Below are 12,321 nucleotides of genomic sequence, written 5' to 3'. Positions count from 1 at the left end.
ACGGTCCACCCGTCCTCGGTGGGCCGTCGTCGGCGAGAGGTTCGGTCAGTCGTGAACGTCCCCTGGGAGATCACACTCGCGGTCCTGGGTCTGGTCGTCCCCGTCGTGGCGGCGTTGTACGAGTTCGCGTTCAACGGGCGCAAGCGGCTCGGCTACCGGGTGCAGATGGACACCACGGTCACCGACCTCGTGCACTCCGAGTACGCGGGCGCGCTGCAGCAGTTGCGCATGCAGGACGGCCGGGCGCTGGTCGACCCGTCGTTCGTGCTGCTGCGTGTGGAGAACAACGGCGTGACGAACATCGACACCGGCGACTACGCGCGGCTGGACCACGACCGCGTCGGCATCACCGTCGAGTTCCCCGGGCGGAAGGTCGCCGGGATGGTCGTCACCGAGGTCAGCGCCGACTTCCTGCGGGACTCCTTCGGCCCGGAGTCGGGGCTGCGGTTCGACGCCGGCACGATCTACCTGCCGCGGGTGCCGATGAACCGCGGCGCGCACTACAAGGTGCTGGCCGCGCTGGAGAGCACGTCGGAGCCGACCGGCGGCCGGCGGACGGAGTTCGACGACCCGCGGGTCAGCGGCGGCATCAAGGGCGGTGTCGGCAGCGGCCAGATCCGCGAGACGCAGAGCCGCACCGGCACCTCGCGCGCGGCCGTCGCGATGGTGCTGTTCCTGGCCGCGGTGATCACCGCCCAGCTCGTGGTGTCGCTCACCAAGGACACCACCGCCGCGCCGCTGGACTGCGCGTCCGGGACGCTGACCCTGTCCGGGTCGACCGCGTTCGCTCCGGTGCTGCGCGAGGCCTCCGCCGCCTACCACCGCACCTGCCCGAAGGCGGCGATCACCGTGACGCCGGACACCAGCGGCGTGGGCGTGGACGACCTGGACGCCGCCGGCCGGAAGGAGGGGGCGGGCACGCCGCCGATCATCGCGTTCTCCGACGGCCCGAAGGACTCCGGGCATCCGCAGGTCCTGCAACGCCCCATGGGATTCCTGCTGTTCACACTGGTGGTCAACAAGGATGCCGGCGTGCAGGACCTGGGCGTCGACGACATCCGCCGGCTGTACGCGGGGAAGATCACCAACTGGCGGCAGCTGCGGGGCGACGACGTGCCGGTGCGGCTGGTGAGCCGTGACTCCGGGTCCGGGACGCGGCGGGCGTTCGAGACCCGGCTGCTCGGCGGCGCCCTGGAGCCCGGCGAGAACTCCAGCGACTGCGAAACCCCGTCCGGGACCGGGGGCACGGGGGTGATCCGCTGCCGCCGCAGTACGACCGACGCCCTGCTGGACACGGTCGCCGCGACCCCGGGCGCCCTCGGCTACAGCGAGCTGGGCTCGGCCTCGGCCCGCCACGACCTGCTGACGGTGCGGATCGGCGGCCAGCCGGCCTCACTGGCCGCGGCCGACAGCCACGCGTACCCGTTCTGGGCGACGGAGTACGCCTACACCTACGGCGAGCCGCCCGCGCAGTCCCTGACCGCCAGCTTCCTGCGCTACCTCACCGACCAGGTCGGCCAGGACATCATCCGCGCCCACGGCGACCGGCCGTGCGCGGACCTGGCCAACCCCGTGGTGTGCCGGCCCAGTTGACGCCCGGGCGATTCCCGTCCCCGGAATCCCCGACCCCGGAATCCCTGCCCCCGCCGGCGCGGCCGTCAGCGTTCGGCGACCAGCAGGGTCTGCAGGACTCGCCCGCAGTCGCCGAGGGCGTCGTCGAGGCGCCCGGCCGCCAGGGCCGAGCCGGCCGGGCTCGCGGCCGTCGCCGAGGTGAGGCACAGCCACTCGCCGACGGGGTCGCGGTGCAGCGCCAGCGTGACGTCGGTGTTGATGACGAGCTTGCGCACGAAGTCCAGTGCGGAGGCGATCGCCCAGTTGCTGTCCGCCAGGGTGAGCGCCCGGGTCAGCGGGGTGTCGGCCGCTCCCGCCACCAGCGGGACGCGCTGCCGCGCCCAGGCGGCGCCGGGTCCCGGGGTGTCGAACCCGCTGCCGCTCGCGAACCGCCACTCCATCGCGGCGATGTAGCCGTCGAGATGGACGCCGGACATCGCGTGCGGGGGTTGCGGGTCCGGCAGCGGCAGGCCGGGCGCCTCGTGCAGGACGGGCGTGTCGGCGGGGGCGGCCACCGTACGCCAGGCCCGGGCCAGCAGCACCTGCTGCCCGCCGGAGGTGATCTCGCCCTCCAGCAGTTCGGCACGCGAGCCCGCCCGCACCGTCCGCACCCGCACCTGGAGTTCGGCGACCGGCACCGGCCGCGGCAGTTCCAGGGTCACCCGCGAGATCCTCGACCCCGCGCGCGGCTCGTGCCGTTCGAAGGCCCGGCCGATCAACGCCGAGGGGGGACCGGCGTGCTGGGTCCTGGGCCCCCACGGCCCGGCGGTCGCCGGGGTGCTCTCGAACACGCCGTCGCCGAGGTCCCGGTAGAACGCCGCGGGCAGCGGGGCGGCGGGCACGGCCGGTTCGGGGATGTGCGCTGCGGATGCGGGGGCCATGGCACTCCAAGGACGGATCGTTCCCACGGGTGGGCGAATCGGCCAGCAGCGTACTGCGCCGCCCCGCGGGCCTTCCGTGCCGCGTACGGGGGCTGGCACCACCTTCCGGCTGGGTGGCAGCCGGATCGCCCCGGGCCGCGGGGGTGGATTGACTTGCGGTGACGGTGCGTCGAGCGGGAACGGGGTGGTCGGTGATGGGTGCGGCAGCGGGCAGGCGCGGACTCGTGGTGGCGTGGGCGGTGGCCCTCGCCACCACCGCGCTGGCGGCGGTGCCGGCGACGGCGGGTACGGGAACGGGGCCGGGCGACCGGCCGCGGGCGGACGGCGGCTACTCCGCGGCCGATCTGCGCGGGGACCTCGCTGCGGTGAAGGCCGCGGGCGGCGGTGACGTGAACGTCGTGGCCGCGTACGACCGGGCCGGGCGCGCGCCGGTGACGGCCCGCACCAGCGCGGCGCTCCCCCGCGACCCGGAGTTCCGGATCGCCAGCACCAGCAAGACCTTCACCGCGGTGGTGCTGCTCCAGCTCGCCGCGGAGAAGCGGCTGTCGCTGGACGACACGGTCGACCACTGGCTGCCGGGCGTCGTCGCGGGCCACGGCAACGACGGCACCCGGATCACGCTGCGGGACCTGCTGCGCCACACCAGCGGCCTGTACGACTACGTGGCGGACCCGGGGATCCAGGACAAGCTGGTCCGGCACTTCGAGGAGAACCGCTACGACGACACGTCCGCGCGCGACCTGGTGGCGGTGGCGATGCGGCACGCGCCGCTCTTCACGCCGGGTGTGGGGCCGCGCCGCTGGGCGTACTCCAACACCGACTACCTGGTGGCCGCGATGGCGGCGGAGAAGGCGGCCGGGCAGAGCTGGCAGGAGATGGTCGAGCACCGGGTGATCGCGCCGCTGGGCCTGCGGCACACGTACATCCCCGGGGCCAACCCGTTCCTCGTCGGACCGCACGTGCCGGTGACGATCGACGGCCCGGACGGCAGGCCCGTCGACCTGACGGAGGAGAGCTTCCAGCACACCGCCGACTCGGGGGTGGTCAGCACGCCGTCGGACCTCAACGCCTTCTTCCGCGCGCTGGCCGGCGGCCGCCTGCTGCCGGCCGCGCAGTGGCGGGAGATGCGGGAGACCGTGCCGTACGACGATCTGCCGGTGCCGCCCGCGGGCCGCCAGGGCGGGTACGGGCTGGGGCTGCGCGTGGTGCCGCTGACCTGCGGCGGCGTGTACTACATGCATGAGGGCGACGGCTGGGGCGTCTACGGGCGGCCCGCGGTGTCCGCGGACGGGCGGCGGGCGGTGACGGTGTCGATCACGACCACCACCGCCCTGGTCGACCAGGACAAGGTCGACCGGGCGGTGGAGTCGCTCACCGACCGCGCGCTGTGCGACCGCGCGTAGCCCCGGGGGAGCACCGCGCGGACCCGGCGGCGCGCGGACCCGCCGTGCGCGGCGCCGGCGTCAGGAGGAGTACACCTGCAGTGCGGCGACCTGCCCGGCGGGCCAGCCCGTGTTCGCGGTGAACGTCAGCCGCAGGTAGCGCGCGGTGGAGCCGGCCGGCAGCGTGATCGTCGCGGTGTTCCCGCCCGCCGGGTCGAAGGTGTAACCGGCGGCGGCCTTGAGCTGGGTGAACGTGCCGCCGTCGGGGCTGCCCTGCACGGACACGGTCTGGGTGCGGGCGCCCCACGCCGGGTTCGGCGGCAGCGCCAGCACGATCCGCCCGGTGGCGGCCGAGCTGCCGAGGTCGACCTGGAGCCACTGCGGGAACGCGTTGTTGGCGGACTCCCAGTAGGTGTTCGCGTCGCCGTCGACGGCGTTGCCCGAGCCGTAGACCTGGGTGTGGCTGCTCTCCGATGTCGCCTTGTGCAGCGCGAGGTCGGAGGGCGGCGGTGGTGTGGAGCCGCCGGTCGCCGGCGACGTGGGGCGGGTCGCGGTGAGGGCGATCTGTCCTTTGAGCATCTTTCCGCCGTCGCCGGTGAGGCGCAGGTAGTAGTCGGACGAGCAGGCGGTGCCGTCCTCGTCGAGGGCGAGGAAGCCCGAGTCGGTGGGCACCCACGCCTGGGTCTCGGCGGTCTTGGCGATCTGGTTGCCCTCGTTGTACTCGTCGAACATCGAGATGTAGATGCCCTGCACGCCCGCGCGGCACATGTTGTAGAACTGCCGCCACATGAAGTCGCCGTGCGCGCGCTGCCGCCCGGAGACGTCGCCGGGCAGCACGCACGGCTGGTAGTCGACGCCGTGGGCGACGCAGTCCGCCTCGTCGCCGACGGTGTAGGTGGTGTAGGCGTTGTCGGAGTCCCCGGCGTTGCCGATCGCGCCGACCATCCACGGGGAGATCATGTTGAACGCGTGGTAGACGTCGGTGTAGCCGGTGCGGGTGCCGGCGCCGCCGGTGCGCCACTCGCGCGGGACGCCGCCGATGACGTAGCAGCCCTGGGACTTGAACCAGTTGACGACGTCCAGGCACGCGGCGGTGCTGAACGGGTGGTTGTCGTCGTTGAAGCCGAAGCCCCAGATGCACACCACCGGCTTGCCGTTCTGCCGGGCGTAGGCCGAACTCGCGGTGTGCGCGGACATTTTGTTCGTCCAGTCCGTCTTGATCTCGGACTGCATGGACGTCCAGCCGGTGACGTCGTACATCACGTAGAACTTCACGTCGTGCGCCTCGGCGGCGCTGCGCACCTTGGTCGCCATGGCGTCGCGCGTCGGGCCCTCGCCACCGGTGGGGTTGAACCGCTGGAGCGCGGCGGTGTCGATGCCGTACTGCTGCATCCAGGAGAAGTGCGTGTCGACGGTCTGCTGGTCGTAGGACGAGAAGAGCGTGGCGGGCTGGCCGTTGCCGAGGTTCGCGTACGCGGTCTGGTAGCCGTGCGTGAAGTCGCGCATGTCGGGCCAGCACTTGATGCCGGTGTTGCTGGGGGACGGCGGCTGGCCCCAGTTCTGGGTCCAGTGCCACCAGCCGTTGATCGGCGCTCCGTCGCCGATGCACGCGAACCAGCCCTGGTACCCGACGGTGACCTTGCCGACCACGTCTCCCGGCGGGCTGCCCGCCGCGGCGGCGGTGCCGGCGAGTGCGGTCGTGGTCGCCCCTGCGGCTCCCGCAGCGGTGGCCGCGACGGCGGCGCGCAGGAAGACCCGGCGTGTGACACCCATCTGGAACTCCTCCGATCGGCTGTCAACTCCCGCCGCCGCACGGGGATGGGGGGATCGGCAGCGGGCCGGGAGTCTGGTGCCGGGGATCGTAACGACGCGATGACACGGTCGCAATACTTCGCGCATAAGGTGAAATAATTTACAGAACTCCTGCAAGAACGGGCCATTGTGGCCAGGAACAAGGGTGGCGGCCGTGGACGGGAGCGGGATACCAGGCGGGCACGGGGGCGCCGGCAGGGGAGGTTCGGGCCGGGCACGCGAACCCTGGCGCGCGGTTCGTGACGCGGGCACCGACCGGGCCCGGCGGGATTCATCCGGATCTCACGGACAAGGGCCCGCGTTCTCAGCAGAACCCCAGAATCCGCTCCTACGGTCTGCGCCATGACCGAGGAAAGGCCGCCGTCCCCGGACGGCGGAGGCAGAGCCGCCCCGTGGGCCAGGCCGCTGCTGGTGTCCGTGACGGCACTGGCCGCGATCGCGGTGCTGACCCTCGCCACGATCGCCCAGTCGCCGTCCGCGCCGGCCGCCGACGACGCCAAGTCCACCGGTGCGGCGAGCGGTTCGGGCGCGCCCCCGAGCAGCGCGGCGGCGCCCGCCACCACCGCGCCGCCGGCGGCGGCGACCCGATCGCCGGCCACGACCGCCCCCGCGTCGCCGTCCCCCTCCCCGACGGCGACCCGCGCGAAGCGGTCGGCGTCCGCGGTGGTCGCGCGGGCGGTCGCCGCGCTGTCACCGGGCGGCGACGTCGCCGTGGCCGTGACGGACCTGGACGACGACGAGGACACCAGCGCGGCGTACGACAGCAGCGACGAGGGCGGCAACACCTACGACACGGCCAGCATCGTCAAGGTGGACATCCTCGCCGCGCTGCTGCTGCGCGCCCAGCAGGCCGGCACCCACCTCACCGCGAACCAGCGCGCGCTGGCCACGGTGATGATCGAGCGGAGCGACAACGACGCTGCCGACGCGCTCTGGGACGCGATCGGCGGCGGCTCGGGACTGGACGCGGCCAACGACAGGCTGGGCCTGGACCACACCACGCCGGGCAGCGGCGAGCTGTGGGGCCTCACCCAGACCACCCCCGCCGACCAACTCACCCTGCTGCGTGCGGTGTTCACGGCCGATGGCTCACCCCTGTCCAGCGCCTCGCGCGCCTACATCGCCGGGCTGATGGGCTCGGTGACCGGCGCCCAGACGTGGGGCGTGTCGGCCGCCGACTCCGACGAGGCCGGCTTCGCGCTCAAGAACGGCTGGCTGCAGCGCAGCCGGACCGGGCTGTGGGACATCAACAGCATCGGCCAGGTCGTGCACGACGGCCACCGGATGCTGATCGCGGTGCTCTCCTCCGGGCAGGGCTCGGAGCGCACCGGGATCGACCTGGTGGAGCGGGCGGCCGCCGCCGCGGCCGACGCGTTCCGCGCGCGCTAGGTGTGCTGATCCGCGAGGCCGCTGACTCGGCCGACGGGTGGCCGGGCGCCGCGACGCCGCGGAGATCCACCCGGCAGACCGCGGCCCGACGGCCCGTCAGCCGGCGCTCCAGCGCACCGCGGGAGGCACCACGCGCGCGCACGTGGGGTGCCCCTTGGCGTCGGTGAGGCCGAGCCTGCCGGTCAGCCGGCCGCCGCGGACGGCCTCGGTGAGCACGCCGGGCGCGATCGCGCCCAGCATCAGCTTCGCGCGGCGGAACAGCGTGAACCCGCCGTCGTCGCCGACCGTGCCCCACGACAGGTAGACGAACCGCCCGCCGGGGCCGCCCTGCACGTAGGGCCCGGTCAGCTCGGTCCCGCCGTCCCGCGCCGCCTTCGCCACGCACTCCAGCGTCCACGCCGCCCGGGGCGCGTCCCCCGGCGTCAGCCCCAGCAACTCCCCCGGCCTTCCCCGCCGCTGCACGGCGACATGGATGTTCCGGTACCCCGGGAACCCCGGGCCGCCGCCACAGGAGAGCCCGGGCAGATCCTCACCGACCAACGTCATCGTCACAGCGGCCACGGGCCCATTGTGCGCCCGCGCAGGGCACCGTGCCGCACCGCACCGGCCCACCCGGCCGGCCCGTGTCAGTTTGTATTGACAGACCGCTGCTTGTCAGGCCAGACTGACACGCATGGACCTGACCACCGTGATGACCACGGACGATCCCGCCGTCGGCCTGCGTGCCGTCGGCGCGCTCCACCGGCTCGCCGAGCAGGTCGAGGCCGCGCACGTCGCACTGGCCCGGAAGCAGGGCTGGTCGTGGGAGCAGATCGGGGACGCCCTCAGGGTGTCCCGCCAGTCGGTGCACGCCAAGTACGGGAAGTGAGGATGCGATGTCCGCGAACACGACCGCGCAGGCGCGGTTCAAGCACGTGATCGAGTACGCGCGGGAGGAGGCGGTGCTGCGGGGCGATCGCAGGATCGGCACGGACCACCTGCTGCTGGCGCTGCTGCACGACGGCGACGCGCCGCCGGCCCGGGCCCTTCGGGTGTCCCTGGCGGACGGGCGCGCCGCGCTGGAGGAGCTGGACCGCGCCGCGCTCGCCGCGATCGGCGTGCAGCTCGACATGCCGCTGACGCCGCCACAGGTGCGGGCCAAGCGCCTGGTCAACGTCAACTCCGCGGCGCGGGCGGCGATCACCGGGGCCAAGGCGCAGGCGCAGGCGGACGGCAGCCGCCGCATCGAGCCGCGCCACCTCCTGCTGTCCCTGCTCACCGCCCGCCACCCGGACCCCGCGGCCGACCTGCTGGCCGCACTGTCCGTCCCCGCCGAGGACGTCAGGGCCCGGCTCGCCGCGGCCTGACCCGGCTCAAGCGATGCGCCGGCGGTGCGCGACCGGTGCGCGAGCGGTGTTCCGGCGGGCGCCGGTCACGCGGACGGCGAGCGGCGCGTCTCCTCGGCGGCGGTCAGTTCGGCCGCAGGGATGCCGAGCCTGGAGGCGAGTTCGCGTGCGCCGAGCGGCGTGACCTTCACCGCGCGGCCGGTGCCGATCCGGGCGGCCCAGCCGCGGTCCAGGACCAGGCGGCACAGCTCGGCGCCCGCGGTGCCGGCCAGATGGGGGCGGCGCTCGGTCCAGTCCAGGCAGGACCGGGCGAGGGGCCGGCGCGACGACGCGGAGCGCGCCAGGTCGGCGCCCAGATCGGTCAGCCACGCGACACCGTCGTCGGTCAGCGCGAACCCCGTGTCCTGGCGCAGCATCCCGCGGACGGTCATCGCGTCGGTGACCGCCACGCCGAGCCGTCCGGCCAGGTGGTCGTAACAGGTGCGGCCGCGGGCCAGGGCGCGGCCCGCGCTGTGGGCGTGCAGCCCGCCGGGCGCCGGGCGGGCGGGGGCCGCGACCCGGGCGGCCAGGTCCTCGACGAGCCGGGCCGCGTCGGGGCCGGCGAGGCGGACGTAGGCGTGGCGGCCCTGGCGTTCGCGCGTCAGCAGGCCGCCGTCGACCAGCCGCGCCAGGTGCTCGCTCATCGTCGACGGCGCGACCCCGCAGGCGCGGGCCAGTTCCGCGCCGGTCCAGGCCCGCCGGTCGAGCAGCGCCAGGCACACCGCGGCTCGCGTCTCGTCGGCCAGCAGGCCGGCCAGTGCCGCGAGGCCGGGGGCCGCGGGGTCCGCCGCGTGATGCGTGTCCATGCCCCCATCCTGCGCCCGCCACCGTTCGCCCGCGGCCGAAGGGTCGTCCGGCCGGACGGTGGCGTGCGCGGGCCCGGCCGGACGGCGTCCGCCCGCCGCCCGGCGCGGCGAGGGGCCACGGGGCGTCGGCCGTGCCGGACGCGCCGGGACACGCACCCTAGGAGGGGACGGTGATCAGCACCCGGCCGACGGTGCCGCCGGACTCCACGGCAGCGTGCGCCGCGGCGGTCTCCGCGAGCGGGAAGTGGTGCACGGGCAGGCCGGCGGCCTCCCCGGCGTGCAGGGCGTCGTCGGCGAGGGCGGCGGTGACCGCGCCCACCGCGTGGTCCTTCGCGGCGGCCGGGACGCCGTAGACCATGACGGCCTGCCACCGCAGGTTCTTGACCATCGACGGTCGGGTCGGGATCGTCACCGTGCCGCCGTCGTCGGCGTAGAAGGCGACCACCGCGTCCCGCGCGGCGACCTGCTGGTCCAGCTCCGTGTTGGCGGCGGGCGCGACCTCCACCACGACGTGCACGCCGTCCGGCGCGATGCGGAGGATCTCGGTCGCCGCGTCCCGCTCGCGGTAGTCCACGACGTGCTGCGCGCCGGCCGCGCTCGCCAGCGCGCCCTTCCGCGGTCCGCTGACCGTGGCGACGACGGTGGCGCCGGCCCAACGGGCCAGCTGGATCGCGGCGTTGCCGACCAGCCCGGCGCCGCCGGCCACCAGCACGGTGCGGCCGTCGAGCGCGCCGGGCGCGAGCCGTTCCGGCCCGCCGTCGGCGACGGTCAGGGCGCGGTGCGCGGTCAGGAACGGGATGCCGAGGCACGCGCCGAGGTCGAAGGAGGCGTGCTCGGGCAGGACGGTCGCCTGCCGGTCCGGCACCACGGTGTACTCCTGCGCGGTGCCGTCGGGCCGCTGGTACGCCGCCTCCCATAGCCAGACGCGCTGCCCGACGCGTTCGGCGGGCACGCCCGGGCCGACCGCGTCGACGACACCGGAACCGTCCTGGTTCGGCACCTGCTCGGGGAACGCGGATCCGCCCCTGCGGGCCTTCCAGTCCGTCGGGTTGACGCCGGAGACCCGCATCATGACGCGGACCTCGCCCGGTCCCGGCTCGGGCACCGGCCGGTCGTCGGTGAGCGTGAGGACGTCGGGGCCGCCGCTGGTGGTGTAAATGATCGCTCTCATGGCCAGCCCACGGTACGGGCGGCAGCCTGCTCCGCCCGGCAGCCACCAGCGCGACGGGTGCGCGGACCGCCCGACCGGACCACAGCCGGGGCAGCAGACGGGCACGGACGGGCACGGACGGCGGGTCAGATCGGCTCGGGCAGCGCCACCCTGTCGGCGATCGGCGGCACCCCGGGGGTGCACGGCACGTAGCTGCCGGACGTCCCGCCGTGGCCGCGGTGCACCAGCAGCCCGGCGACCGGGTCCGGCACCGCGTCCAGCGCCGCCTGCGTGCCCGGCAGCGACGTCCAGTCCAGCCACAGGCGTTCGTCGGCGAACGCCACCTCGAGTACGACCCCCCAGCTGTACTCGAACCACTTCCAGGACGACGCACCGTTGGTGATCAGCGATTCGGCCAGCACTTGCGCGTACGCGTCCTGCCACGCCGTCGCCGAGGTCACCGCGTGCTCGGAGTCCAGGATCTCGATCGACCACCAGTCCGCAGACCTCATACCACGACGATAGACACCGGTGGCGGCCGCCGGAAGGCCTGCGGCAGGCCCGGAGCGTGATCCTTTGTCCGGAGTTGCGCTCCCGGATCCCGGGAGCGCGTCCGGGTGTTCAGTCCAGCGCCGCCTCGGCCTGCGCGAGGATCTCGGTGACGCGCAGCCCGAACCGGGCGTCGCAGGGGTGCGGGACGCCGGCGAGCAGCGCGTCGACGGCGCGCTCCATCGCGTCGGTCGCGGAGCCGGTCAGCCCCTCGGGGTAGGCGGCGACGCCGGGCGTGCCGCGGAACTCCACGGCGACACCGGCCGCGGGGGGCGGCGCGGTCAGCGTCAGCAGCGACGTGCTGGAGGCACCGCTGTCATGACGGAGCGTCAGCTGCACGGCGTCGCCCGGGCCGCGCGCGGCGCGCACCTCGGTGGCGTCGCCGAGCACCGGCAGCAGCACGGACAGCGCGTGCGGGCCGACGTCCCACAGGCCGCCCTTCTCGCGCCGCCAGGGCGAGTCGGCGTAGGGGCTGGCCTCGGCGCTGAACACCGCGCCGTACCAGTCGGCGCGGCCGGTGAACCAGCCGCCGGTCCGGCGCCCGGCCTCGGCCTGCTCCTCGATCCAGCGGGCGCTGCCGTCGGCGAACCGCAGCGTGAAGAAGACCAGGGAGGTGACCCCGGCCGCGTCCACCGCGTCGGCCACCGCGCGGGCGTCCTCGACGGTCGCGGCGAGCGGCTTGTCGAGCAGCAGGTGGCGGCCGGCCCGCGCGGCGCGGGCGGCCAGCGGCGCCTGGAACGCGGGCGGCAGGGCCACCGCGACCGCGTCGACGTCGGCGATGAGCGCGTCGGCGTCGTCGTAGGCGCGGGTGCCGAACAGCGCGGCGACCGACGCGGCGGCCTCCGGCCGGCGGCCCCAGACGCCGGTGAACTCCACGCCGGGGTGGGCGGCGAGGGCCGGTCCGTGCGTGGACCGGGCCCACGGCCCGGTGCCCAGCAGCCCGACGCGCATCACTGCTCGGTCCGCGGCTCGTCGTGCCGCGCGTAGGCGTCGCCGTCGAGGTCGCGGATGTCGACCGAGCACTGGACCTCGAACCGCGGCATGGGCGCGACGTGGCGGCGCAGGAGGTCGATCGCCGCGGCGGACAGCGCGCGCTTGGTCTCGGCGGTGCGTCCCGACAGCAGCGCGATCTCGAGGTGGACCATCGCGTAGTGCGGCGAGCCGTCCGCGATGTACACCTCGTCCTGGCGGACGAATCGCGTCTTGCAGCCGCCGGCGCGCCCGCCGGCGATCGTGACGACGGCCTGGTGGAGGTCCTCGGCGAGGGATCGGGGGTCGAACGAGCCCGCGGTGTTCGCGGAGTACTCGACGGTGAGGTGCGGCATGCCCAGAGCCTAACCGTCCGTCTCCCGCCCGGGGCGGTCCACCGGCCCGGCC

At 74.8% G+C, this 12,321-nt stretch carries 13 protein-coding genes; 5 read left to right on the top strand and 8 right to left on the bottom strand.

The window, feature by feature from the left end:
• The first annotated feature begins 51 nt into the window (after nt 1-51).
• Nucleotides 52-1,593, top strand: coding sequence for a PstS family phosphate ABC transporter substrate-binding protein (locus BMW99_RS21735; protein WP_075017371.1), 1,542 nt, complete (start codon nt 52-54; stop codon nt 1,591-1,593).
• 65 nt (nt 1,594-1,658) lie between these two features.
• Here BMW99_RS21735 and BMW99_RS21730 read toward each other — a convergent pair whose 3' ends face one another.
• Nucleotides 1,659-2,492: a thioesterase family protein gene (locus tag BMW99_RS21730; protein WP_075017370.1), complete on the bottom strand. Its 834-nt coding sequence runs from the start codon at nt 2,490-2,492 to the stop codon at nt 1,659-1,661.
• 194 nt (nt 2,493-2,686) lie between these two features.
• Between BMW99_RS21730 and BMW99_RS21725 the strand changes: the two genes are divergently transcribed.
• Nucleotides 2,687-3,895 carry a serine hydrolase domain-containing protein gene (locus BMW99_RS21725; protein WP_075017369.1) on the top strand — a complete coding sequence of 403 codons (1,209 nt, stop codon included), beginning with the start codon at nt 2,687-2,689 and terminating at the stop codon, nt 3,893-3,895.
• Nucleotides 3,896-3,955: 60 nt separating this feature from the next.
• Here the strand turns inward: BMW99_RS21725 and BMW99_RS21720 are convergent, their stop codons facing one another.
• Nucleotides 3,956-5,647, bottom strand: a complete 1,692-nt coding sequence (locus BMW99_RS21720) for a discoidin domain-containing protein (protein WP_069467369.1) — start codon at nt 5,645-5,647, stop codon at nt 3,956-3,958.
• 381 nt (nt 5,648-6,028) lie between these two features.
• On the opposite strand from BMW99_RS21720, the gene BMW99_RS21715 reads away from it, so the two are divergent.
• Nucleotides 6,029-7,075, top strand: a complete 1,047-nt coding sequence (locus tag BMW99_RS21715; RefSeq protein ID WP_079176134.1) for a serine hydrolase — start codon at nt 6,029-6,031, stop codon at nt 7,073-7,075.
• Between the two features lie 96 nt (nt 7,076-7,171).
• On the opposite strand, the gene BMW99_RS21710 is transcribed toward BMW99_RS21715, so the two are convergent.
• Nucleotides 7,172-7,621, bottom strand: coding sequence for a DUF5990 family protein (locus BMW99_RS21710; protein WP_069467474.1), 450 nt, complete (start codon nt 7,619-7,621; stop codon nt 7,172-7,174).
• Between the two features lie 127 nt (nt 7,622-7,748).
• Here BMW99_RS21710 and BMW99_RS21705 point away from each other — a divergent pair, with 127 nt between their 5' ends.
• Nucleotides 7,749-7,943, top strand: coding sequence for a helix-turn-helix domain-containing protein (locus BMW99_RS21705; RefSeq protein WP_069467473.1), 195 nt, complete (start codon nt 7,749-7,751; stop codon nt 7,941-7,943).
• A gap of 7 nt (nt 7,944-7,950) precedes the next feature.
• Nucleotides 7,951-8,421, top strand: coding sequence for a Clp protease N-terminal domain-containing protein (locus tag BMW99_RS21700; protein WP_075017368.1), 471 nt, complete (start codon nt 7,951-7,953; stop codon nt 8,419-8,421).
• A gap of 65 nt (nt 8,422-8,486) precedes the next feature.
• Here the strand turns inward: BMW99_RS21700 and BMW99_RS21695 are convergent, their stop codons facing one another.
• The 5 genes from BMW99_RS21695 to BMW99_RS21675 all read right to left on the bottom strand — a co-directional run bounded on the left by BMW99_RS21695 (nt 8,487) and on the right by BMW99_RS21675 (nt 12,269).
• Nucleotides 8,487-9,245 (bottom strand): ArsR/SmtB family transcription factor, encoded by a 759-nt coding sequence (locus tag BMW99_RS21695; RefSeq protein ID WP_075017367.1) that lies wholly within the window; start codon nt 9,243-9,245, stop codon nt 8,487-8,489.
• A 157-nt stretch (nt 9,246-9,402) separates the two neighbouring features.
• Nucleotides 9,403-10,416, bottom strand: coding sequence for an NADPH:quinone reductase (locus BMW99_RS21690; RefSeq protein ID WP_075017366.1), 1,014 nt, complete (start codon nt 10,414-10,416; stop codon nt 9,403-9,405).
• Nucleotides 10,417-10,541: 125 nt separating this feature from the next.
• Complete coding sequence (locus BMW99_RS21685) at nt 10,542-10,907, bottom strand: hypothetical protein (protein ID WP_069467558.1); 366 nt, start codon at nt 10,905-10,907, stop codon at nt 10,542-10,544.
• 109 nt (nt 10,908-11,016) lie between these two features.
• A complete protein-coding gene (locus tag BMW99_RS21680; protein WP_075017365.1) occupies nt 11,017-11,895 on the bottom strand; it encodes a Gfo/Idh/MocA family protein in 879 nt (292 codons plus the stop codon).
• Nucleotides 11,895-12,269 (bottom strand): 5-carboxymethyl-2-hydroxymuconate Delta-isomerase, encoded by a 375-nt coding sequence (locus BMW99_RS21675; protein ID WP_075017364.1) that lies wholly within the window; start codon nt 12,267-12,269, stop codon nt 11,895-11,897. Before BMW99_RS21675 ends, BMW99_RS21680 begins: the two co-directional genes overlap by 1 nt.
• Nucleotides 12,270-12,321: the final 52 nt, after the last annotated feature.

The sequence above is a fragment of the Actinacidiphila rubida genome, assembly GCF_900110255.1.
Classification (GTDB): domain Bacteria; phylum Actinomycetota; class Actinomycetes; order Streptomycetales; family Streptomycetaceae; genus Actinacidiphila; species Actinacidiphila rubida.
Note: the sequence above shows the minus strand (reverse complement) of the source record. Positions and strands in the feature narration are given on the sequence as shown.